Here is a 23927-nt window from a genome sequence, read left to right as displayed (position 1 = left end):
CTCAGGCTAGTTAATGTCGAATCAGATTAGTGGCGAATCAAATAATCAAACGCGCCAAGTGATGCTTTTGCGCCTTCTCCCATGGCGATAATGATTTGCTTATACGGCACTGTCGTGACGTCGCCTGCGGCAAACACACCGGGTACCGACGTCATGCCGTGAGCATCGACGATGATTTCACCACGGGGCGACATTTCAATCGGTGAGCCTTTCAGCCACTCTGTATTGGGCACTAAGCCAATTTGAACAAAGATGCCTTCCAGCGCGATGGTTTTAAGCTCATCGGTGTTGCGATCTTTGTAGGTTAAGCCGTTTACGCGACTGCCGTCGCCCGCCACTTCTGTGGTTTGAGCGTTTAAAATAACGTCCACGTTGGGCAGGCTCTTCAGCTTTTTCTGAAGCACGGCGTCTGCACGCATTTCACCCATAAACTCTACTAGGGTGACGTGGCCCACAATGCCAGCCAAATCGATGGCCGCCTCAACGCCAGAGTTGCCGCCGCCAATCACAGCCACACGTTTGCCTTTGAATAACGGGCCATCGCAGTGGGGGCAGTAGGCGACGCCTTTGTTGCGATACTGTTGCTCGCCAGGCACATTCATCTCGCGCCAGCGCGCACCGGTTGCCAGTACGATCGTTTTACTCTTCAGCTTGGCGCCAGACTCGAAGATTATTTCGTGTAAATCACCTTCGTTTTCAGCAGCTTTAAACGTCGTGGCGCGCTGAAGATTCATGACGTCAACGTCATACTCTTTAACATGCTCTTCCAGAGCGCTAACCAGTTTAGGGCCTTCGGTATGGCTGACTGAGATAAAGTTTTCAATGCCCATGGTGTCTGCCACCTGTCCACCGAAACGCTCAGCAGCAATGCCTGTGTTGATTCCTTTACGAGCAGAGTAGATCGCCGCTGACGCACCAGCAGGGCCACCACCGATCACCAGCGTATCAAAGGCGGCTTTTTCGCTAAGCAGTTTCGCTTCCCGTTCAGCAGCGCCCGTATCCACCTTGGCTAGAATCTGCTCTAGGGTCATACGTCCCTGGTCAAACGGTTTGCCGTTTAAATAGATGCTGGGAACTGACATGATTTCCCGAGCTTCGACTTCATCTTGGAACAGTGCGCCATCGATCGCCACGTGACGAACGTTCGGATTGAAAATCGCCATCAAGTTGAGCGCTTGAACCACGTCTGGGCAGTTCTGGCAGGAGAGCGAGTAATACGTCTCGAACAGCATTTCGCCGTCGAGCGATTTGATTTGATCTAGCAGTTCCTTGGACGTTTTTGGTGGGTGTCCACCCACTTGCAGCAATGCTAGCACCAACGAGGTGAACTCGTGCCCCATGGGGATCCCAGCAAACACCACACCGGTTTCTTCGCCGGGACGGTTAATGGCAAATGACGGCTTGCGATTATCTTGGCCGTCAGTTTGCAGCGTAATCTTGTCACTTAGGCTGCTGATGTCTTCGAGCAGGCCTAACAATTCACGTGACTTGGCACCGTCATCGAGGGACGCAACGATCTCGAACGGTTGAGTCACTTTTTCTAAATAAGCTTTCAACTGATTTTTTAAATTGGCGTCCAGCATGACAGTGGCTTCCTCGCAGTCAGCAGTAATGAGCTTTCAACCTAAAACGCTCGCAGCTGTCGACAGACCGCAGCATGAGAAAGAGCGATAGGGAAAACGATGGTTGCGTTAACACGGGTACTCAAAGAAAGACACCCGGGTATGCCCGGGTGTCGTGCTGCCTTAAGGGGCTACCCTGAATCGGCAGCAGTAGGCCTTTAGATTTTGCCTACGAGGTCCAGAGACGGAGCAAGTGTCTCTTCACCTTCTTTCCATTTGGCTGGGCATACTTCGTTCGGGTTCTCACGAACGTACTGGGCAGCTTTTACTTTGCGCAGTAACTCTTCAGCGTTGCGGCCGATGTTGCCAGCGTTAATTTCGACGATCTGAATTTTGCCGTCGGGATCAACAACGAAGGTGCCACGCTCTGCAAGGCCTGCTTCTTCGATCAGTACTTCGAAGTTGCGGGAAATTTGTAGGGTCGGATCAGCAATCATCGGGTACTGCAGCTTGCCGATGGTCTCAGAGCTGTCGTGCCAAGCTTTGTGAGTAAAGTGGGTGTCAGTAGACACGCTGTAGATTTCAACACCTAGCTTTTTAAATTCAGCGTAGTTGTCAGCTAGGTCGCCAAGTTCTGTCGGGCAAACAAACGTGAAATCGGCGGGATAAAAGAAGAAAATAGACCACTTACCTTTCAAGTCTGCTTCAGTAACGTCGATAAATTCACCGTTCAGGTAAGCAGTCGCTTTAAACGGTTTTACTTCAGTATTGATCAAGGACATTTAGAACGTCTCCAAAATAAGTGGATGGCAGTAGAAAAGCTTGTTGCTGATGATAACCAACTACGACTAATAGCTAAAATTGTAAAAACTCATCTAAATGATAGATATAGGCTATGAGTGCGTATTTTTGAGAGTTGGCTACTCTACAAGTGGGGTCGCGGTAAGCAGAATACAAGAATTTTTCACATGGGCTTGCGATAGACGACGCTGCACCGCAGAATTCGCTCGTCTGGCATAGTAGCCACAGCCGTTCCTGATGTTTTGGCGTAAGCTAGACGTCTGAATAATCTGGCAGTTAATGGCTTGATTTTTTGCGATATCGGTTTTTATAAGGAGTAGTGAGATGGGGAATATTCACAAACTTTCAGTGGCCGTTACGGCCCTCTCTTTTGCCGTAGCGGCTGCTAGTGCCCAAGCGAATGAAGTGCGAGTTTACAACTGGTCCGACTACATCGCCCCTGAAACGCTTGAAAAGTTTACCGAGCGCACCGGTATTGAAGTGACCTATGATGTTTATGACAGCAATGAAATCTTAGACGCTGCGCTTCTGTCAGGCCGTTCTGGCTACGATGTTGTCGTTCCTTCTACCCATTATTTTACGCGACAGTTAAAAGCAGGCGTTTATCAGCCACTGAATCATGAGTTGCTGCCCAACCTGGGCAATCTTGATGCGGAGCTAATGAGTAATCTGGAGGGCATTGATAAAGGCAGTGAGTACTCTGTGCCTTATATGTGGGGCACCAACGGGCTTGGCTACAACGTTGACCGTGTTACCGAAATCTTAGGTGACGATGCTCCCGTTGATAGCTGGGCACTGTTATTTGATCCAGAAATTACCAAACAGCTTAGTGATGCTGGCTGTGGATTAGCCATGCTGGACTCTGGCGATGAAATGCTTTCTCCTGCTATGGCGTACCTTGGCCTGAGTCCACTGAGTGAAAACATTGAAGATCTTGAAGCGGGTGGCGAGCTAATCGCTAACATCCGCGATAACATTACCTATTTCCACTCGTCTCGTTACGTTTCCGACTTAGCAAATGGCGATATTTGTGTGGCAGCAGGTTATTCCGGTGATATTTTCCAGGCGGCTGACCGTGCCGAAGAAGCCGGTCGTGATTTCACCATTGGCTACAGCATTCCTAAAGAAGGTGCTGCGCTGTGGTTTGATATGATGGCCGTTCCTGCAGATGCCCCAAATACTGAAAATGCTCACGCGTTTATTAATTTTATTTTAGAGCCGGAAATTGCGGCTGAAATTAGTGAATATGTGCGTTATGCCAACCCTAACGCAGCGGCAAATGAGTACCTGTCTGATGAGTTGCTAAATGATCCTGCCGTATATCCTGAAACGGATGTCATGCAAAACCTCTACGTTGCGGTAGAGAAGCCTCAAGATGTTCAGCGCGCGCGTACGCGTATCTGGAATCGCGTCAAATCAGGTCGTTAATTTAGTCAACGCTTAACAGCGAGCCAAGCGAATGCTGGGCTCGCTGTTACTTTTTTAACGCCCGGTTTCCGGGCCTTTTGATGGGAGTGGCGAATGGTCACTACGCCCCTGTCGAACGAGCCGTCATCCTCTTCTGCGGCAACTCCTCCCGCTGCTCAGCGTGCTCAGGGAAAAACGCCAAGGTTTGCAGAAGATATTGTGCTTGAGGTAAAGCGCTTAAGTAAGCGCTTCGACGATGCGCTTGCGGTCGATGATGTTAATTTGCAGGTAAAGCGCGGCGAAATTTTCGCCTTGCTAGGTGGGTCAGGATCAGGCAAGTCGACGTTGTTGCGCATGTTGGCAGGGTTTGAAACGCCCAGCGAAGGGCGGATTCTGCTAGGCGGTGAAGATATCACCTCTATGCCGCCGCATAAGCGTCAAATCAATATGATGTTTCAATCCTACGCGTTATTTCCCCATATGACGGTAGCGCAAAACATCGCCTTTGGGCTTAAGCAGGACAAGCTAACAAAGGCAGACGTCGATGCGCGTGTCGCACAGATGCTCAAACTAGTGCATATGGAACGTTTTGCTAAGCGTAAACCGCATCAGCTTTCCGGCGGGCAGCGTCAACGGGTCGCGCTTGCACGTTCGCTGGCCAAACGTCCCAAGCTGCTGTTGCTGGATGAGCCGATGGGGGCGCTAGATAAAAAGCTGCGGACTGAAATGCAGCTCGAGGTAGTCGAGATCATTGAGCAGGTAGGTGTTACCTGCATCATGGTCACCCACGACCAAGAAGAAGCCATGACCATGGCGGACCGTGTTGCGATTATGGCCGATGGTTGGATCGAGCAGGTGGGCTCACCGGTCGATATTTATGAAAGTCCAGCCAGCCGAATGGTGGCGGAGTTTGTCGGTACGGTGAATCTATTCGAAGGTGAAATCGTCGAAGACGCTGCGGACCATTGTCGCATTGCATCACCCGCATTATCTCGACCGATCTATATTGATCATGGCATTACCACCCAGGCGGTAGATCGCCGTGTGTGGGCTGCGCTGCGCCCTGAGAAAATCTGGTTAACCCGTGAGCAACCATCCGCAAAGTATAACTGGGAAGCGGGCAAGGTTGACGATATTGCTTACTTGGGAGGCTACTCGCTTTATTACGTGCGAACTGCCTCTGGGCAAATGATCAAAGTGAGTATGGCCAATACGGAGCGGCGTGGTGATCGCCCAACCTGGGAGGATAGTGTTTATGTCTATTGGGAAGATCACAGCGCTATCGTGCTGAACCGCTAATGTCTCAGTGGCTGACAGGAGATTGCCAATCATGATGCCATCTCGCATTGCAGGCTTCGTAAAGCGGTTGCAATTAGGTCGTCGCGCGGTTATCGCGCTTCCGCTTCTGTGGCTTACGCTGTTCTTTTTGTTACCGTTTGCGCTAGTCCTAAAGATTAGCCTTTCGGAAGCCGCGATTGCTATTCCGCCCTATGGACCGCTGGTTGAGTATGCTGACCAAACGCTCAATATCTTTTTGAATTTGGGCAACTATCTGTTTTTGTTATCGGATTCTCTCTATGTGGCGGCCTACTGGGGCTCGATAAAAACCGCGTTTGTAGCAACAGCAGTATGCCTGTTGATTGGCTATCCAATGGCGTATGCAATGGCCCGTGCCCCTGGGCGCTGGCAGCTTATTCTGCTGCTGTTGGTGATGCTGCCGTCGTGGACGTCGTTTTTGATTCGCGTCTATGCGTGGATGGGTATTTTAAGTAATAGCGGATTGATCAATAACTTATTGCTGGGAATGGGGCTGATCGATTCTCCGCTACGCATGATGAACACTCAGTTTGCTGTCATTATCGGCATCGTGTACGCCTATCTACCGTTTATGGTACTACCGCTTTATGCTCATCTAACACGGTTAGATAACTCGCTGCTAGAAGCAGCGTCTGATTTGGGTTCGCGCAAGCTTAATACCTTTATCAAAGTCACGCTGCCGCTCTCTATGGGGGGAATTATCGCAGGTTCTATGCTGGTGTTTATTCCTGCGGTAGGTGAGTTCGTTATCCCTGAGCTGCTCGGGGGCCCCGATACGCTAATGATTGGTAAAGTGCTGTGGGAAGAGTTCTTCTTAAATCGCGATTGGCCGGTGGCTTCGGCGTTAGCCATGGTGATGCTATTGCTGCTGTTAATTCCCATTGTGTGGTTCCATCGCTACCAGTCACGGGAGCTTGAATAATGATGAGACTGCGTCGACGTCCAAGCTTTACCTCCGTGATGTTGGTGTTGGGCCTATTGTTTCTTTATTTGCCGATGGTGGTGTTGGTGGTTTACTCCTTCAATGCCTCGCGGTTAGTGACGGTGTGGGCGGGATTTTCCACACAATGGTATGGCGAACTATTCCGTGATCAACAGATCCTTTCCGCGGTATGGACGAGCCTGAAAATTGCCTTTTTAGCGGCGAGTATGGCGGTGTGCTTGGGAACGGTAGCAGCCTTTGTAATGACTCGTTATGGTCATTTCAGGGGTAAGACGGCGCTGTCGAGCATGGTTACCGCGCCGCTCGTGATGCCGGAAGTTATCACAGGACTATCGTTATTACTGCTGTTCGTGCAGATGGCTCAACTGATCGGCTGGCCAGCTGATCGCGGCATGGCCACTATCTGGATCGCTCACACTACGTTTTGTAGTGCGTATGTTGCGGTGGTTGTAGCAGCTCGTTTGCGTGAAATTGATCGTTCTATTGAAGAAGCCGCCATGGATTTAGGCTCGCCGCCAGTGAAGACCTTCTTCTTTATTACGCTGCCGGTTATTTCGCCTGCATTAGCAGCGGGGTGGTTGCTGGCATTTACTCTTTCACTGGATGACTTGGTTATTGCCAGCTTTGTCTCTGGCCCCGGAGCGAATACGCTGCCAATGGTGGTGTTTTCGTCGGTACGTATGGGGGTTTCACCTAAGATCAATGCGCTGGCAACACTGATTATTCTGACGGTATCGCTGGCAACGTTATTGGCGTGGTACTTCATGCGCCGTGGTGAAGCAAAACGAAAAGCGCTGCTGCGCCAAGCTGAGAGCGCTTAGCGACTAAGGCGTTAAAGTACATCGTCGTCTCGGCCGGTAAGTACTGCTTCTAGCTCACCGCTCATTAGCGAGACAATGATATGTAATTGAATCGGTGCGCAGCATTGGTGACAATCCTCCCAGGTATCGTGGCTACCTTGGGAGGTGTCGATCAGGAAAGTGAGTGGTGTATCGCAGTAGGGGCAGTAAAAGTCATGATTTACTAGCGCGTCATCCTGCATGGCCGTTTCCCCTTAATGTAATTGCTAATACTGGTTCTGGAAATATCAGCTTGGGAGATAACCGTTCTAAAGACAACCGTTCTGAATACAGCCCTTCTAAGATAATAGTGTAGCAGCGGGCCCGCCTGGTAGGACATGTGAGTAATGAATCAGGTAGGATGATAACGTATTCCTTAAAGCCACCTAGAGATGAGTGCGATGATGATACGACACATGGCAGTAGCGGCCTTTTTGGCCTTCCCGATGGTCGCTCAGGCAGAAACCCCTAACGTCACGCCTGGCGAGTGGGAGTTTGTCAGCGTGACCAGCATGAGTGGCGACATGCAAATTCCGGATCAAACGGAGACCGAGCGTCAGTGCATTACCCAAGAAGAGCTGGATAGTGCTGAGTTTGGCTTTATTGAAGAGGAAGAGGGCTGCGAGCTGCTCAACCAGGATATGAACGCCGATGGCCTTTCCTACAGCATGGTTTGCCGTGCCGATGGGGGTGAAGCGACTATCGACGGCGAAATGCGTTTTATGGGTGAGCAGATCGAAGGCAACGTGGATATATTCACTCAGTCGCCGATGGGTGAGCTGACCATGAATACAGTGATTGAAGGCGAGCGTATTGGTAACTGCGATTAAGGCGTCAGTTAGCGTATCTTCATGACCTGAAACAAAAGGCGCCCGTGTGGCGCCTTTTGCTTGGTGTGAGGGGTGAGTGATAGCGCTTTGTACCGTTTCCTAATGGCCAAAGTTAACGCTCGGGAGTATTCAGCGGCGTATGGTGAGCGGTAGGGGCGCTGGCTATTTCCTCTTCTAGCTGGCGCTTAACTGCCCCTGGCGAGCCTGAGTAACGTGCAAGCAGGTCATAAGCCACGGGTACTACAAACAGGGTAAACATCGTCGCAGAACCGACGCCCGCTATAATGACGGTGCCGATGACTAGTCGTGACTCCGCTCCTGGGCCGCTTGATAGTATCAGCGGTATCGCGCCCGCCATCGTAGTGACTGCTGTCATTAGAATCGGCCGCAGGCGTGTCACCGCCGCTTCAACCAAGGCAGAGCGAAACGCCTGACCCTCGTCGCGTAGCTGGTTGGCAAACTCAACAATCAGAATGCCGTTTTTAGCCGCAAGGCCAATCAGCAGTACTAAGCCTACTTGGCTGTAGATATTGAGCGACTGTCCGCTTAGCAGCAATGCAAGCAGTGCGCCACTCATGGCTAACGGGACGGTCAGCATAATAACAAATGGGTGAATTAGGCTTTCAAACTGAGCAGCGAGTACCAGGAAAACCACCACGGCACCCAGCACTAATAAGAACATAGTGGCGCCACTGGCCTGTTGGAAATCGCGTGAAGGTCCAGCAAGGTTCGTTTGTACCTCTTCAGGCAGTACGTTGTCGGAGGCTTGTTGTAAGTACTCCAGCGCCTCACCCAGGGGATAACCATCGGCTAGATTGGCTTCAATGGTAATGGCACGAACGCGATCAAAGCGGTTCAGCGTGCTGGCACCAGCGAAGTCAGACAGGGCTACCAGACTTGCCAGTGGAATGAGTTCTCCTGAGCGTGCTGAACGAACCTGAATATTATTTAGCGCAGCAGGGCTTTTTTGACCGCTGCGGTCACCTTCCAGGATGACATCGTACTCTTCACCATCATCCACATAGCGAGTGACGTTGCGCCCACCTAGCAGCACTTCTAGCGTCCGGCCTATCTCCGTGACAGTGACGCCTAGCGCCGCGGCGCGTTCATAGTTGATATCAACACGTAGCTGGGGCTGTGTCTCATCATAATTACTTTCGATAGCGGTAATACGTGGGTTATTTTCACGAACGTGAGTAACCAGCGTATCTCGCCAGCGCGCTAAATCTTCGTAAGTACCTCCCCCGAGTACGAATTGCACAGGCTTTTGCGTGCGTTGCCCAAAGCCCTGCCGCATAACGGGAAAGGCTTGAACACCCGGTAGCGTGCGCAACTGCTGACGCACCTCGGCCATGATTTCCCAGGCGCTACGCCGGCTGCCCCAATCGGCCATGTTGACGATAATAAAGCCGCTGTTGAAATTTTCGATATTACCGAAACCGCGCGGAGCACGAACCACAATACGTTCAAGCTCTCCGCTGTCTACAAAAGGTGTCAGCCGGGCCTCTATCTCGTCCATATAGTCCATCATGTAGTCAAACGTTGCGCCTTCTGGGCCATTGACAAGGACAATGAAATTGCCACGATCTTCTTGCGGGGTGTATTCATTAGGCAGCTCGGTTGCCAGCCAAGCGGTAGCGGCTATCAACAAGAAAAACAGTGCGACGACCAGCCATTTAAGCGTTAGTACGATTTCTAATGCGCTCTGGTAACGGCGTTGGGTGCCACTCAGCAGCCACTGTACGCCTTGACCAATACGGCTATCGTGCATGCCTGGCTTTAGAATCTTAGAAGCCATCATTGGTGTAAGGGTGAGGGCTAAGAGTGTTGAGACAACAACCGCCGCCGCCATGGTAAGTGCGAATTCTGAAAATAGCCGGCCAATATCGCCTTGCAGCATACTGAGCGGGACGAAAACCGCCACTAGAACCAGCGTGGTGGCAATCACCGCGAAGGCGATTTGCCGTGTGCCTCGAAATGCTGCGACCAGCGGTGTTTCTCCATAGTCGTGCATACGCCGGTTAATGTTCTCAAGTACCACAATTGCGTCATCGACAATCAGCCCTATTGCCAGCACCAACGCCAATAGCGTAAGCAGATTAATCGAAAAGTTCATGGCAGCTAGGGCGGTAAATGCCCCAATGACGGCGATAGGGACTGTCACTGCAGGCACCAGCGTCGTACGTAGATTGCCCAAAAACAAGAAAATCACCACGACGACCAGTCCCATGGCGATAAACAACGTCATCACTACCTGCTCGATGGCACCGGAAACAAACACCGAGGCGTCATAGTTGAGGCTTAGGGACATGCCTTCCGGCAGAGTACCTTGAAGCCGTTTAAGCTCCTGTTGAACAGCATCTGATAGCTCAACCACATTGGCGGTTGATTGCATTATCATGCCCAGCCCCACCATGGGAATCCCATTGGCACGAAACACCGAGCGGTCTTCTACCGAGCCTATTTCGACACGGGCGACATCACCCAGACGCACCAGATAACCGTTACTACCTTCAATTAATGCAATCTGCTGAAAATCATCAGCGGTCGCAAAACTGCGCGGCAAACGAACGATAAACTGGCGATCCTCAGACTCAATTGAGCCAGCTGGCAGCTCAACATTTTCAGCACGCAGTGCCTCCTCGATATCGCCGACGGTTAACCCTCGTGCTGCGAGTGCATTGCGGTCTAACCAAACCCGCATCGCGTAATCACGCCCACCGCCTACACGCACCCTTGCCACGCCAGGCTGCACTGAGAGGCTGTCAACCAGAAAACGGTTGGCGTAATCGGTCAGTTCGGTAATCGAGTAATCCGCACCGGAGAGGCTTAGCCATATCACAATAGTTTCACTACTGTCGGCTTTAGTGACCTCTGGATTATCGGCATCGTCTGGAAGATTGCGCAGTGCCCCGGAGATACGGTCGCGGATATCGTTAGCAGCAGCGTCGATATTCATCGAAAGGGAGAACTCGATTTCAATTCGCGAACGACCATCTTCGCTTTGCGATGTAATCAACTCAATTCCTTCTACCCCGGCGATACGGTCTTCCAGCACTTGGGTAATGCGTGTTTCTACCACGCTTGCTGATGCGCCAGGATAGCGGGTATCAATACTAACGATGGGAGGATCAACCGTTGGGTATTCTTGTAATGGTAGGCGGTTCAGTGCCAGCAAACCAAACGCGATAATCAGTGCTGCAATAACCATCGCTAACACCGGGCGTTGAACTGAAATGTCGGATAAACGCATTAGCGATCAGCCTCTAGCAGCGAGCGAATATCCGTTTCTTCATCAGCGATGCCTAGCAACCGGACTTCTTGACCATCCCTAGCGAGTTGTAACCCGTGAATCACGATTAGGTCGCCGGCACTAATACCATTAAGTACCTCTACTTCACCGCTTCGTCGTTCGCCAATCACGACTTCTCTGCGCTCTAGGCGAGGCGTATCGCCCTGCTGGTCAATCAACATCACAAAGTGGCGGTTGCCACTGGGTTCGATAGCCGCTTCAGGAAGTACCAGGGTGTTGCGAACTCGCTGCTGAACCACGACTTCCATCAACATGCCAGGACGAAGACGCAGCCCCGGATTTACCAGTTCAGCGCGAACGCTAACACTACGGGTAATAGGATCAATACGGGTACCGATGCTGGCAATTTCGCCGCTGAAGACATCATCTGGAAACGCCGCCGTAGTGGCACTCAGCTTGAGGCCAGTGGACAAACGCCCCAAAAATACTTCTGGTACCGTAAAATCGAGCTTCATAATGTCTAACTTATCAAGTGTGACAAGCGCCATGCCGGGCGTCACTAATGCGCCGATACTGACATTGCGAAAGCCAACACGCCCGCTAAAAGGGGCATGTAAGCGATAATTTGACAACCTGGCTTCTAATGCTTGTGCGTCGGCCTGTGACTGGCGTAAACGCGCCTGGGTATCTTCTACATCAGCACGGGGGGCAAGGTTGCGCTGTTGCAGCTGGGTTGCCCGGGCCAATGCGTTGCGACGTTCATCACTAAGCGCTTGAGCCGCCCTCAGCAGCGCTTGCTCTTCAGCATCTTCTAGTCGAATCAGGAGCCGTCCACGTTCTACCTGTTCACCATCTTCAAAGTTTATCTCGGCAATGATGTCAGTAACCGTGGTGGAAAGCGTCACGCTCTCGTCAGCACTTAGTGTGCCTAACGCTTCAAGTGGATCAGACCAGGTTGTCATGGCGGCGTAGTGCCCAATAACAGAAGGAGAAGACTGTGCCAACAGAGGGCTAACCCACATCAGGGTAAACAACCAAAAGAAAAAGATACGTTTACAAGCAAGCATGGGCGTCTCAGTGTTATCAAAAATGCCTAGTAATACCATCTAGGGAGTTGCCGCGTCAGAGGGCGAAAGTTCGAACAGTGATATTTTGTTAAATAAATATACATTATTTGTACAGCTTATTTTTAATGTACAGTAATTTGGTGCTATTTACCTGTTAAAATGCCCCTCTTTTTTCATCCTGGGAGCCTTATTTTATGGTCTACGACGTCGTCGTCATTGGTGCAGGTGCCGCTGGTTTAATGTGTGCGGCTCAAGCTGGTTTTGCGGGGCGTCGTGTGCTGGTAGTGGATCATGCCAACAAGGCAGGCAAGAAAATATTGATGTCTGGAGGCGGACGCTGCAATTTTACCAACCTTGCTACTACGCCTCAGCACTTTTACTCGGAAAATCCTTTTTTTTGCATTTCCGCGTTAAAGCGTTATCGCCCTGAGCATTTTGTGTCGCTGGTAGAGCGACATGGCGTTGAGTATGTGGAAAAAGCCCCAGGTCAGCTCTTTTGTGCGGATTCTGCTAAAGAAATCGTCAGTGTCTTGCTGACTGAGTGTGAGTGGGCGGGGGTTAAGGTGGCGCTCAGTACGTCAATCTCTAAGGTAGAGCGGGTGGGAGATAGCATGCGCTTAGCCACGTCGATGGGGAGCATAGACGCTGGTACGGTAGTGGTTGCTACGGGCGGTTTGTCGATACCCACAATGGGGGCGACAGGGTTTGGTTATGATATTGCCCGCCAGTTTGGTATCGATGTTCTGCCTACCCGCCCAGGTTTGGTGCCGTTTACCTTGAGCGATAGTTGGAAAGAACGCGCAGCAGCACTTTCTGGCGTCAGTGTGCCATGCGAGGTTAGCTGCAATGAGCGGCACTTTATCGAACCAATGCTATTTACTCATCGTGGTCTGTCAGGCCCATCGATGCTGCAAATTTCCAGCGTTTGGCAGCCAGGCGACACTATCACTATTAATTTACTGCCCAGTGAACATGCCGCTGAAACATTGCGTCATGCGCGTCATACGACCCCTAAACGTCAGTTGTCTACATGGTTGGGAGAACGTTTTCCCAAGCGTTTCGCTCAAGCGCTGCTGGAGTGGTACCCGGATCACAATCTTGCCAGCTCCATAGCAGAGTACAGCAATGATGCGCTTGATATTTGGGCACAGCGGCTAAACCAATGGCAGTTAAAGCCGTCAGGTACGGAAGGATGGCGTACAGCAGAGGTAACGATGGGCGGGGTAAGTACTGAATCGATCTCATCAAAAACGTTTGAAGTGAAAGATCTACCGCAGCTTAGGTTTATCGGTGAGGTGCTAGATGTAACGGGTGAGCTGGGGGGATATAATTTTCAGTGGGCTTGGGCAAGTGGTGTCGCCTGCGGGCAGGCATGTTGATAAGTGCAGAGAACTGGGCCGTAGAGTCGTAAGATATTTATAAATCAGCGTTTATAAAACGGCCCAGTGTAGATTTCATCAGACTATATCGCCAGTAGCGTGTTAACTAGTCACTCTAGCTAGCAACTTCAGCTTTCGTATCAGCATGTAGCTAGCCAGCGCTTTTCTGCCAACTGCCATCGCGCCACCTGGGTGGCGCAAAATACGCAAAGCAGCAACGCCACCAATCACGTACAAAGGTATTTTAAGGTTGCGCCAGTTATTGTCTAGCGGTGAAGCAGCCTTTGTCAGCGTGTCGCTATTAACCAAAATATCGATACGTTGTTGCTCTAGTTCAGCTAACAAAGTGGCTTTACGTTCTGCTCGGCTAGGAGGCTTATCGACGGTGTTGGGACGAGTCATCCTCATTCACCTCCAGCAAAGCCCGGTCAGCGGCAAGTTGCTTAAGCGTTTCTTTCAAAAGCGTATGTTGTTTCGCTTGCCGAATAGCCATAACTGCTAGTAAAAAACTTAAAGCAATAAGAACGCCCGCACTGACACCAATTGCAGTAAGTCGGTAAGTATCCCAGAACAGGACAACAACCAGTGCAGTGAGTGTCGCGACGCCTAACAGCAATAACAGTAGGCTAGCCCCTGCCAATAAAAGCAGGGTTAGCAAACGGGCGCGCTCCTCTTCCAGCTCCAAGACCGCCAAACGAAGCCGGGTTTCACCATTAGCAACTAATGATTTCAGCAGGCGTTTGGCGGCAGAGAATACGCGTTGTGTTGGCCCTAAAGCCATTAGCGGCGACCGAGAAGCATACCCACCACTAGGCCCGCTGCGGCACCAATACCAATGCTGGCCCAAGGGTTTTCATGTACATAACGATCACAGCAATCAACTTGCTGAGATAGAGATTCACGAGTGTCTTCGTAAAGTCGTTCTCCGCGTGCTTCTAAGCGCGATCGAGTATCTTTCAATCGCTTTTCTGCGCGTTCACGAAGATCACGCATCTCACCACTTGCATCTTTTGACGTGGCGTTCATCAACTCTTCGACAGTTTCACTCAGGTGGCGGAGATCTTCCTTCAACTGGTCAGCACGAGCAGAGGTGTCAGTATTACGTTTAGCCATGATGTCATCCTTTGACGAGTGAATATGAATAAGTAACAACTCCAGCATAGCTGGCCGTTAACTATAAGACAACCTCAAGCGCTAACGGTTCAGCCCAGTCGCGCTGAACAGGGGGTTTAAGCTAAAGCCAATGCTGAGGCGATGTACACGATTGTTGTAGTCAATCATGCTTTCACCGTAGCCGTAGTAATACTGCAGGTGGGCACGCACATTGTTAAAAGCAGGCCAGCTGTAGTCTATTTGAGTGCCATAGTTACCAGCGCTTGGGTTGCCACGCAATTGCCCTGCCACTTCGTGGTTACTATTGAGTCGTTTTGCTAGGCGGATATCGCCATAGCCGACAAAGCGATCAATGTCGGGGTTGTCATCGTCGCCTTCGGATTCAGGTACGCGCCAGTGCGGGACTAAAGAAAGTGCCCAGTCACCGCGTTGGAACGTGCTTTCGAGATAAACTCTATTCCAGCTTCGCGAGAGTGGGTCTGAACGGCCGTTAGACTGGTGGATGAAGGAGAAACGATTACGTGTATTTACCCAGCCTAGTGCACTCCAGGCGTTATCAAAATCAATGAAAATTTCAGGCTCATAGTTGGTTTCCCGGAAAGGGGAAGAGGCGTCGGTATTATAGGCTTGCCACCAGCTACGCTGCGTGTAAGCGAAATACACATCACCAATGTCGCCAAACACATCCTCAGCCAGATTGAACTTAGCGCTAAACTGAAATTTTACTTCGACGTCATTAGGTGAAGAGTCTTCAGAAATGCTGCGAAAATTTTCGGCGTCCAGGTTTTTGTTATAGCTAACGGGCAGCAGGTAGTTGAGTCGGTGGGTGGTAATTGAAAACGGGTTGCGGGTTGACTCGTGCTCAAATTGGCGGCGCTCACTGAGATCCTCAAGCGCCATTTCCTGAGGAAGCAGCTGTGGTGGAGGCATCGATTCGCTTTCAGTCGGATCTTCAACATGTTGCAGCTGTTGGCGCAACTGATAAAGTTCGGTATTGAGTGCGCGGATACGGGCCTCAATTTCCTCGCGTGTCTCTGCAAGGGCGCTTTCAGTGCCTAGCAAAACAATTAAACTAGCTAACAACAGTTTTCGAATGACCATCAAAATGGCTCGCAAATAAATAAAAGGCAGTTATGGGAGTCTCTTCTATCACGCCCATTGTGTAAGTCAATACCTCCTGTTCGTCAAACGCGTTAGATTGCGTAAGAAGCCAGAACGCCTGACAATAGAGATCTTCCTGATTGGAGTAGCATCCATGTCGATGAGGCATATGTAACGTGGTCAAAAACGCACTGAAAGCACTTCTCCGGCTCCTTTTTATTTATCTATTGTTAACAGTTTCCGGTGCGGTGTATGCGCAAGCGCCGTTACTTGATCAAGTTCCCACTGAGACGCAATTATCTGAGCGATTAGCCGAGCTTGAGTCTCAGGAAAGCGAGCTAACCACTGAGCAGACTCAGGTCAAGGAAGCCTTATCAGCTGCACTGCAAAGTTTTGAGCGCCTTCATGCGGTTGAAGAGCGCCTTAAATCGCTAGAGCAACGGGTCACTCAAGCCCCTGAAATACTGCGTCGCCTGGAACGTGAACTAAATGAGGCTGAAGAGGAAAGCCGGCAGCTGTCGGTAGATAACCTTAGCGATATACCGCTGAATGAGCTAGAAGCGCAACAGGCAAAGGCAGTGGTAGAGCTTCAGCAGCTTCAAAGCCAATTAGCCGAAGTGAATTCGCAGTTGTTGGCAGCGCAAACACTGCCTGAGCGCGCTCAGCAAGCAATTTCAGATGCGTTACAGCGAGCTGAAAACTTACGCCGTCAATCTGATGAACGAGAAGCCTTACTGGGGGATCGGCAACTGTCGGCGCGCCACGATGCACAACTAATTCAGTGGCGCATTGAGCGTGCCCTCGCTGAACAGGAAGTAAACCTTAACCAACGCGAACTGAGTGCCAACAGTCGGTTGCGCGAATTGGCTCAAGAGCGCCGTGAGCTCATTGAGCTGCAAATAGACCAGCAGGAGCAGCAGCTTAACTTATTGCAAGGCGTGATTGACCGCCAGCGGCGGCTTGTTTCTGAGCAAGCCATTGCAGACGCAGCAAAGAACGACCCGCTGATCGCCGAAGGGCATCCTGTGGTACTCAATGCTCAGCAAACGAATCAAGCGTTGAGTCTTGAGTTGCTGAGAGCCACGGATCGAGCGAACGGCATTATACGTGAAAATATAGAGGCACAGCGCCAGCTAGATCATGTGCGGCAACTTCAGCGCAGCCTTAACGAGCAAATTGACGCTATCCGTGGTAGCCAGCTGTTGTCACGTATTCTTCGAGAGCAGCGCCAGTCGTTACCGCTAGTCGCGCCAAGGCGTGACTTGCAAGATGAAATTGCCGATTTGCGACTCAAGCAATTTGACTTGATTCGTCAGCGCGACCAGCTGCGTCAAAGTGATCGCTTGGCTGCTCAGCGTTTGCAGGAAGCTGGGGTTGATGTCACTCCAGGGTTGGTGGACTCTTTGACGCGACTTTATCAATCGCGCCGTGAATTGGTAGAGCAGCTTGAGCAGTCTTACGGCAGCTTGCTGAGTGCTGCTATTGAGCTGCAGCTAAACCAACAACAGCTATTGGCGACGACGCGCGATTTGCGGGCAACCATTGATGAGCAGCTATTTTGGGTGGCCAACAGCCGTCCGTTGGATATTAACTGGCTGCGGCAAATTCCCCATAACCTTCAGCAGGAGTGGTTAGAAGGAGAGTGGCGGGCGATTTTACCCACTCAATGGCAGGGTTTTTCATGGCGCATGCTGATTGGCGCTCCGCTTATTGTGCTTGGCGTGGCTCTGATCGGGCTGCGTCGACAAATTAAGTCACGGCTTGCGCTCATTCACTCCCAAATTGGTCGGCTGAAAAGTGATACTCAGTTACATACGATAAAGGCGGTGCTTTTAAATGTGCTGCTGGCGCTGCCAGGGCCCTTAGGGTTGGCGGGGGTTGGTGTTGCTCTAAGTGAGGCTGAAGGCGCACTAGCAAGCAGTGTTTCGCCAGCGCTGATGCAATTGGCGCTTAGCTGGGTGGTTGTGGCTTGGGGGCGTCGGCTTCTTGTCTCTGACGGAGTTGCAGAGCGTCATTTCACCTGGGCCCCGGCTTATACTGCGCGGTTGCGTAAGTTGCTGGGTGGTTTAGGACTGGCGTTAGCGCCTGTGGTCGTTATTGCCGCGCTCTCAGGTCAAATGGAAACACCGCTGGCGTTGCGCCCGGTGGCGATAGGGGTTTTTGCCGCTGGTTTGGTGGCGATGAGCTGGTGGTTGGCGCTGTTAATCTTATCTCATGTCCCGTTTTTCGGTGTGCGGCTATTTCGGCTGGTGCTAGGTCTTGCGATGGCGTCGGTACCACTTGTGCTACTAGGCCTTGTGGTGTGGGGGTACGAGTATACGGCGTTGCGCCTAGTTGCACGTTTTGCAATAACCCTTTATCTGCTGGGCTTGTGGGTCGTTGTTGAAGCCACCGTGGTGCGTAGCTTAGCAGTTGCAGCACGGCGGTTAGCTTATCGGCGAGCGCTTGCTAGACGTCATGCTCAAGTGCAAGAGGGCGCAGAAGGAGGGGTTGAGGTCGTTGAAGAGCCTCCTTTAGATATGGAGAAAATCAACTCGCAATCATTGCGCCTATCGAAGTTGATTTTGTTAATAGGTTTTAGTGCCCTGCTGTACCTGGTGTGGTCAGACCTACTGGCGGTGCTGGGCTATTTAGATCAGGTGTCAATATGGGATGCGGAAGAGGGTGACTTGGTCGGAGACGCGCTATCGATTTCCGATGTGTTCACTGCGCTGCTTGTAGTCGCCGTTACCTTTATCATGGCGCGTAACTTGCCCGGCTTATTGGAAGTGATGGTGCTTTCGCGCTTGTCATTAAAGCAGGGTAGTGCTTATGCCATTAGCTCGCTGCTCTCCTACACTATTGTTGGAACTGGCGTCGTGATGGCGTTGGCGACGCTGGGTGTTTCCTGGAATAAATTGCAGTGGCTGGTGGCGGCACTGAGTGTGGGCTTAGGCTTTGGGCTTCAGGAGATATTTGCCAACTTTATTTCTGGCTTGATTATTCTGTTTGAACGCCCAATTCGGATTGGTGACACCATTACGCTTGGGAATCTTCATGGCACGGTGAGTCGGATCCGCATTCGAGCCACCACAGTGACTGACTTTGACCGAAAAGAAATCATCATTCCCAATAAAACCTTTGTGACGGATCAGCTCATCAACTGGTCACTTTCGGATAATGTGACCCGCGTAGTGCTGACGTACGGGGTTACTCACGGGTCTGATTTGCCTTTAGTGCATACGCTGCTGCGTCAGGCCGCCGACGAAAACCCCCGCGTACTAGAAGACCCCGAGCCTCAGGTTTTCTGTCTGAACTACGGGCCGCACAGCCTGAATTTTGAGCTGCGTATTTTCGTCAACGATTTGCTTGACCGGCTGTTTGCTGCGGACGAAGTTAACTGCCGGGTTGATGAGTTGTTCCGTGAGGCGGGTGTGCGGGTGGCCTTCGAGCAAATGGACGTGTGGTTGCACCGTGACCGAGGCGAATCAGTTAAAGTACAATCAGCTAACCGACTGCCTCCTGCTAACCTAAGCTAATGGCTAGGTTAGCATTGGGGCTTGTTTTAAGTGCTTATTCTTAAGTGCTTATTCTTAAGTGCTTATTCTTAAGCGATTGTTATTAAATGCTTTGTTGTTAGTGTTTAGTGGCCAGTAGTAAAAATTCCCGATTACCGTCGCCGCCGGTAATCGGGCTTTCCTGCCAGTGGCTTATGAGTAACCTGCATTCAGTGCAAGCATCGCGTATCTTTTGCTCCACGTCGGCATAACGGCTAGCGTTACGCACAATGCCACGCTTATCCAGGGCGCCTGGTTCTAGCTCAAACTGTGGTTTTACCAATGAAAGTAGTTGCCCCCCCGTGGGTAAAAGAGGGGCAATCTCGGGCAAGATTAGTGTTTGCGAGATAAACGAAACGTCCATCACGGCCATGTCGATAGGATGGTTAGCCACGGCGTTTTGAAGGGCTGTCGATGACGTCATATGACGGGCATTTAAGCCTTCTAGACAAGTGACCCTTGGGTCGCCACGTAAGCGCTCGGCTAACTGTGTATGGCCAACTTCAACACCTATGACATGACAGGCACCAAATTGAAGTGAACAATCGGTAAAGCCCCCCGTTGATTGGCCAATATCTAACACGACGCGTCCATCCAGTCGCATGTTAAGTGCGTTAAGAACGCCCTCTAGTTTTAAGCCTGCACGGGAAACGTAGCGTTCCTCTGGGTCTTCATCGATATGAAGCAAGGTATCCAGCGGCCACTTTTCGGATGGCTTGCCGAGAGGTGTGCCATCTTGAAGGTACACGCGACCGTTGCGAATCAACCGCTGTGCGCGCGTACGAGAACTGGCCAGCCCTTGGCTGACCAGTAGTTGGTCTAAACGTGTCAGTTGAGTCATTGTCGTCAATATGGCGGTTATTAAACGCTTCTAGCGAGCCTCACGTCGGGGAGTGTGGCCCCTCATCTGCCTGTAGCTCAGTAGGGGGTAAACGGCTCCCCCCCCAACTACGATGCAGATAGCCTTTTACGGACTCAAGCTCCTCTTCCGTTACCGTGGCCAGCTCGCCACGCTCCAACGGGTCATAATGGTAAATATATAATCGAGACGTGAACTGTGCGAAGGGTAACGAGGCCTCGCCAAAGCGTTCTCCATTACCTGAAGTGCTGACTTTAACACCATCCCCCCAGTCCTGGCCGCTGTCGTTATTGGGGTTGTAAAAATAGATCCTCATTACATCGTTAGGATCTAAAGAGGCACGCAAAATTGTAATCGCATGCCAGCCAATAAAGCGGGCAGCACTGTCAGTGACAGCAATGCCAGCAGGCTGAGGATGAATCAGCGGCTGATTGCCATTGTAATAAGGGTGATAGCTAGCGTAGAAGTGACGAATAAAGCTATCCACTCCGATAAGTTGGCCGGTGGCAACATCAACGTTAATGCTAAAACCCCGTCCTGACCACCAACCGTGAAACTCTGGGTTAACCCAGCGGTGGGGGTCACCTTCACGGCCAATGCAGCGCCTACCCATCTCAGCGTAAATACGGTCTAGATGCGGGACAACAATCAAGGAAGCTGGGTCTAGGTCCATCGGTAGTTCGGATGCAACGCCAGACGCACTTTCCATTGAAGAGATTGACTGTCCTTCAAAATGCATAATGATTTCATCATCACGCGCGGCCCAGGCCACCATTTGTAGCAAATAGTCAGGATCGTTGTAGGCCCACATAGAGAGCGCTCTCGCTGACTGGCAGGTAGGATTATTGCCCTGTCCTACGCCTAGCGGCAGCCCTAGCATGCAAAGCACGCCTTCAATCAGACGGGCGCGGGGTGACGCGTCGTCGCCATAGGCAATATTCAATCGTGCTTCTGACCATTCTGAAAGCTTCAGGTTGAGCTGGCGCCACATAGCGGGAGCGACGGGGGGTTGATAGAGAATGCCCCGCTCAAGTAATAGTGCCAAGCCATAAACCGCTTGGGCTGTGGCAGGATAAACACCGCTGCGAATCAGCGCATGAACCAGTTCACGATAGCAGAGTAAGCAGTCACGTCCGGTCGATGAGAGTCCCAGTGCTTCTGATAGCAGGTGGTCTCCCTCTTCCAGTAAATAGCGCATGAGTACCGTATGATAGGGCGATACCAGTCCTGTGTCGTGCATAGCACGAGCGAAACCCGTGGATTCCGCTTGCAAAGCAGCGTTATCCATACGTTCCAGGCGTTCACGGTAAAGCTCAACGCCAGGGTCTTCGCGGCAAGCTTGGGTTGGTCCGAAAAGCGAGCTAACCAGCCTGTCAGCCCCTTGACCACTTGCTCCCAAATCAATTTCAGGATTGACTTGGCACAGCGCAATTTGGGTGATCATCTGTTTGATGGGATCAACTTGAATAGGGCGCTGCTTTAAAATACGCCATATTTCATCAATGAGCTGATCAATAACATGTTCGTAACCGATGCGATCGGCTAAGTGTTTAAACAGTTGCCTGGGGATAGTTGCTAATCGTCCCTGGGTCTCCCGTTCGGCCTCGCTTGGCGCGTTAAATAACAGCCATAAGTTGATGGCCATCACTTGTGTTAAATAGTGGTGTGCATGCTCTTGGGATACCAGTGCGTGTAAGTAATCACCTTTGGCGACTGCTAAAAGCCGCAGTTCACTCAGAGCTTCAATAACCACCATATTGGCGTCAGCACTTTTTAGAGAGAACGTGGTAAGGGTGGGCACTAAGAACTGCGGGGTCTCCCAGTCTGAGCCTGCAAACACACCGGCGGATTCAAAATCCGCCGCGCGTGCTTCGAGGGCGGCGCAGCCACCCTCTTGCATCAAGATTCGGCGCGCAGTATCCATTACGCGGGGCAGTTTCGCCGGTTTAGAAAAAGCAGGCGCCTGCGAAAGCAGGCGCACTGCATCATCAAATTTGCTCAGCAATCCTTTGAGCTTGCCATCTTCAGTTGAAGATGCCTCTTGATTGATCGTCACATTGACTCCTTATCCCAGCCGTAGCGGGGATTATACATAGAAGTCGAGGTCTTCTTGGCGTTTAAGCAGATCACGAATAGTGTGTGCGTCTTCGCCTTTAAAGTAGACCAAGCCCCAGTGGGTACCAAACGCGGTGCGTTTAGTAACGGTTTCTTCAACCGGTGTGGTCAGTTCGTGAGATTCAAAGTAGGGGTGATCCTCTGTTTCTTCAGGAATCTCTAGGCGGCTAACAACCCGACGACGGGGGTATACGCCAAAGCAACCCGCGAATCCATCTGCGTCGACCACTTCTTTTGGAAAGAAGGCAGCGACTTCTTCTTTGGTGCTGTTAGGATCGAAGACCAGCATAGACGCCTGATAGGCGTTAAAGCCGTAAACTCGTTCGAGAAGCTCAAAGACTTTGAAGCCAGGTGGGCGATAAGCGACTTCGCCAAAGTACATTTCACCGTCGCTGGTGACAAAGTATTCGGGGTGAATTAAGCCGAAATCAATATCAAATGCTTTGATCAGTTTTTCGATTTGCGTCGTGATCTGTTCGCGGTACTTTTCGAGCTCTGGAGAAGCGGGCACAAACACTGAATAGCCAAGTGTCACGTACTCTGAAATATTCAGAAACGCGATTTTGCCATCGTGAATCCACGCTTCAACGGCGAATTCCCAGCCGTCCAGGTGAGACTCCATTAGCACCGGAAATTCTTCGTCAGGGATAGTATCCACTTCATCCGGTGTACGGATCACCCGGTGGCCAAGACAGCCAGCCTTATCAAACGCTTTCAGGTGGATGGGGTCGTTGGGATCACCATCGAGCTTGAGTAGCGTTTGGTTAACGCGCTTAAGAAAGCGGACAACGTCGTCTTTATCGTGGGCTTCTTCAAAAATACCCACGCGAATGCCGCCTAGCTGGGCGCGGCGCTTCATTAGTGCTTTGTCGCGTAGCAACAGCGACTGGCCATAAATGCGTGGATTATCGAGCAGCAGTGAGTTAATCGCGCCCGCCCACTCCACGGTCTCTTCATAAAGCGGAATTGCAACATCAACGCCTTTCTCTTTCAGCGTTTCAGCAATTTCGATAGAGCGGTCATTCAGGCGCTCAAAATTCCATGGAACGTAGGGGATGTCATGTTTTTGGCAGTACTCCTCGGCCCAGTCGGGTGCAACTACGATGTAACGGCGGTCAAAATTCTCTGCCGCTTCGATCGCATTGAGGCTCCAACCTAATAGGGCGATATAGCCCTTATTGGGATCCTTTTGCATGATAGTGACTCCTGTGGGTGAGTGAATAAAGTTGCCAGACCACTTACTTCACCATACACGATAGAGCAACCTATCGGCCAATTAGGAGCCTCTGAAGATGAAAATAGCCAAAAATAAGCGCTTTTGATGATGGCGTACTAAAGAGCAAACCCGTGAGTATGGTAGGCTAGACGCCTTAACATTATGTTCAAGTGGCAAGAGGAATAGGCCAAGATGGCGGCCAAGCCGATTTACCGTGTGGTGGTTCACCAACAAGGTGAAATATGGGATTTATACGTCAGAGAAATCTTTCAAAGCGAACTCTGGGGCTTTATTGAAGTCGAGGAGTTTGTCTTTGACGATGCGTCGCGGGTTGTTGTTGATCCAGGGGCGGAAAAATTGCAGCGCACTTTTGAAGGCGTTAAGCGCAGCTACCTGCCGCTGAACTCCATTGTGCGTATTGATGAAGTCGAACGTGAAGGCCCTTTGAAAGCAGTTAAGAGCGATGCCCGCGTCGCAGAGTTTCCTCGTCCCTTCCCATTGCCGCCTCGTGGGGAAGGGTAAGCGCCTAAGACAAGCGCACCGCTTTGAGCGATCGCGCGATTGGCTTCGTCGGCCTCGCGCGTTTTTT

At 51.1% G+C, this 23927-nt stretch carries 20 protein-coding genes; 8 read left to right on the top strand and 12 right to left on the bottom strand.

All coding sequences use genetic code 11. From position 1 onward, the window contains the following. Positions 1 to 26 precede the first annotated feature (26 nt). Complete coding sequence (gene ahpF / locus L1X57_RS18525; protein ID WP_009722649.1) at positions 27 to 1583, bottom strand: alkyl hydroperoxide reductase subunit F; 1557 nt, start codon at positions 1581 to 1583, stop codon at positions 27 to 29. A gap of 197 nt (positions 1584 to 1780) precedes the next feature. After that, positions 1781 to 2344, bottom strand: a complete 564-nt coding sequence (gene ahpC / locus L1X57_RS18520) for an alkyl hydroperoxide reductase subunit C (protein ID WP_009722650.1) — start codon at positions 2342 to 2344, stop codon at positions 1781 to 1783. Positions 2345 to 2687: 343 nt separating this feature from the next. Here ahpC and L1X57_RS18515 point away from each other — a divergent pair, with 343 nt between their 5' ends. The 4 genes from L1X57_RS18515 to L1X57_RS18500 all read left to right on the top strand — a co-directional run bounded on the left by L1X57_RS18515 (position 2688) and on the right by L1X57_RS18500 (position 6851). Continuing rightward, positions 2688 to 3791 carry a polyamine ABC transporter substrate-binding protein gene (locus L1X57_RS18515; protein ID WP_009722651.1) on the top strand — a complete coding sequence of 368 codons (1104 nt, stop codon included), beginning with the start codon at positions 2688 to 2690 and terminating at the stop codon, positions 3789 to 3791. A gap of 93 nt (positions 3792 to 3884) precedes the next feature. Further along, a complete protein-coding gene (locus L1X57_RS18510) occupies positions 3885 to 5069 on the top strand; it encodes an ABC transporter ATP-binding protein (protein ID WP_009722652.1) in 1185 nt (394 codons plus the stop codon). Between the two features lie 31 nt (positions 5070 to 5100). Further along, positions 5101 to 6009, top strand: a complete 909-nt coding sequence (locus L1X57_RS18505; protein ID WP_009722653.1) for an ABC transporter permease subunit — start codon at positions 5101 to 5103, stop codon at positions 6007 to 6009. Next, positions 6009 to 6851 carry an ABC transporter permease subunit gene (locus L1X57_RS18500; protein WP_009722654.1) on the top strand — a complete coding sequence of 281 codons (843 nt, stop codon included), beginning with the start codon at positions 6009 to 6011 and terminating at the stop codon, positions 6849 to 6851. Before L1X57_RS18505 ends, L1X57_RS18500 begins: the two co-directional genes overlap by 1 nt. An 11-nt stretch (positions 6852 to 6862) precedes the next feature. Here L1X57_RS18500 and L1X57_RS18495 read toward each other — a convergent pair whose 3' ends face one another. Continuing rightward, the gene (locus L1X57_RS18495; protein WP_009722655.1) at positions 6863 to 7072 is read right to left on the bottom strand and encodes a CPXCG motif-containing cysteine-rich protein; all 210 of its coding nucleotides are present in this window, start codon (positions 7070 to 7072) and stop codon (positions 6863 to 6865) included. Positions 7073 to 7270: 198 nt separating this feature from the next. Between L1X57_RS18495 and L1X57_RS18490 the strand changes: the two genes are divergently transcribed. Next, positions 7271 to 7699 (top strand): DUF3617 domain-containing protein, encoded by a 429-nt coding sequence (locus tag L1X57_RS18490; RefSeq protein WP_039868775.1) that lies wholly within the window; start codon positions 7271 to 7273, stop codon positions 7697 to 7699. A 112-nt stretch (positions 7700 to 7811) separates the two neighbouring features. Here the strand turns inward: L1X57_RS18490 and L1X57_RS18485 are convergent, their stop codons facing one another. Together L1X57_RS18485 and L1X57_RS18480 are read right to left on the bottom strand one after the other, a co-directional pair. Continuing rightward, entirely contained in the window at positions 7812 to 10952 is a 3141-nt protein-coding gene (locus L1X57_RS18485) for an efflux RND transporter permease subunit (RefSeq protein ID WP_009722657.1), read from the bottom strand. Continuing rightward, a complete protein-coding gene (locus L1X57_RS18480; RefSeq protein WP_039868776.1) occupies positions 10952 to 12019 on the bottom strand; it encodes an efflux RND transporter periplasmic adaptor subunit in 1068 nt (355 codons plus the stop codon). Before L1X57_RS18480 ends, L1X57_RS18485 begins: the two co-directional genes overlap by 1 nt. A gap of 194 nt (positions 12020 to 12213) precedes the next feature. On the opposite strand from L1X57_RS18480, the gene L1X57_RS18475 reads away from it, so the two are divergent. Beyond that, positions 12214 to 13398 (top strand): NAD(P)/FAD-dependent oxidoreductase, encoded by a 1185-nt coding sequence (locus L1X57_RS18475; protein ID WP_009722659.1) that lies wholly within the window; start codon positions 12214 to 12216, stop codon positions 13396 to 13398. Between the two features lie 102 nt (positions 13399 to 13500). Here L1X57_RS18475 and L1X57_RS18470 read toward each other — a convergent pair whose 3' ends face one another. The 4 genes from L1X57_RS18470 to L1X57_RS18455 all read right to left on the bottom strand — a co-directional run bounded on the left by L1X57_RS18470 (position 13501) and on the right by L1X57_RS18455 (position 15612). Beyond that, positions 13501 to 13800, bottom strand: coding sequence for a YqjK family protein (locus L1X57_RS18470; protein WP_009722660.1), 300 nt, complete (start codon positions 13798 to 13800; stop codon positions 13501 to 13503). Beyond that, positions 13775 to 14179 carry a phage holin family protein gene (locus tag L1X57_RS18465; RefSeq protein ID WP_009722661.1) on the bottom strand — a complete coding sequence of 135 codons (405 nt, stop codon included), beginning with the start codon at positions 14177 to 14179 and terminating at the stop codon, positions 13775 to 13777. The genes L1X57_RS18470 and L1X57_RS18465 overlap by 26 nt, the downstream gene beginning before the upstream one ends. Next, on the bottom strand, positions 14179 to 14511 hold the full coding sequence (locus L1X57_RS18460) for a DUF883 family protein (RefSeq protein WP_009722662.1): 333 nt from the start codon (positions 14509 to 14511) through the stop codon (positions 14179 to 14181). The genes L1X57_RS18465 and L1X57_RS18460 overlap by 1 nt, the downstream gene beginning before the upstream one ends. Before the next feature lie 81 nt (positions 14512 to 14592). After that, positions 14593 to 15612, bottom strand: coding sequence for a phospholipase A (locus L1X57_RS18455; RefSeq protein WP_009722663.1), 1020 nt, complete (start codon positions 15610 to 15612; stop codon positions 14593 to 14595). A 176-nt stretch (positions 15613 to 15788) separates the two neighbouring features. Here L1X57_RS18455 and mscK point away from each other — a divergent pair, with 176 nt between their 5' ends. After that, entirely contained in the window at positions 15789 to 19130 is a 3342-nt protein-coding gene (mscK, locus tag L1X57_RS18450; RefSeq protein ID WP_009722664.1) for a mechanosensitive channel MscK, read from the top strand. Positions 19131 to 19227: 97 nt separating this feature from the next. Here the strand turns inward: mscK and L1X57_RS18445 are convergent, their stop codons facing one another. Genes L1X57_RS18445 through L1X57_RS18435 form a run of 3 tightly spaced genes read right to left on the bottom strand, consistent with a single transcriptional unit; the run spans position 19228 to position 23317 of the window. Further along, complete coding sequence (locus L1X57_RS18445; RefSeq protein WP_039868777.1) at positions 19228 to 19980, bottom strand: TlyA family RNA methyltransferase; 753 nt, start codon at positions 19978 to 19980, stop codon at positions 19228 to 19230. A 49-nt stretch (positions 19981 to 20029) separates the two neighbouring features. Beyond that, positions 20030 to 22063, bottom strand: coding sequence for a hypothetical protein (locus tag L1X57_RS18440; RefSeq protein WP_009722666.1), 2034 nt, complete (start codon positions 22061 to 22063; stop codon positions 20030 to 20032). Positions 22064 to 22093: 30 nt separating this feature from the next. Next, positions 22094 to 23317, bottom strand: coding sequence for an ATP-grasp domain-containing protein (locus tag L1X57_RS18435; RefSeq protein WP_009722667.1), 1224 nt, complete (start codon positions 23315 to 23317; stop codon positions 22094 to 22096). Between the two features lie 213 nt (positions 23318 to 23530). On the opposite strand from L1X57_RS18435, the gene L1X57_RS18430 reads away from it, so the two are divergent. Further along, complete coding sequence (locus tag L1X57_RS18430) at positions 23531 to 23860, top strand: DUF1820 family protein (protein WP_009722668.1); 330 nt, start codon at positions 23531 to 23533, stop codon at positions 23858 to 23860. Positions 23861 to 23927: the final 67 nt, after the last annotated feature.

Source organism: Halomonas sp. TD01 (assembly GCF_923868895.1).
Lineage (GTDB): Bacteria > Pseudomonadota > Gammaproteobacteria > Pseudomonadales > Halomonadaceae > Vreelandella.
Note: the sequence above shows the minus strand (reverse complement) of the source record. Positions and strands in the feature narration are given on the sequence as shown.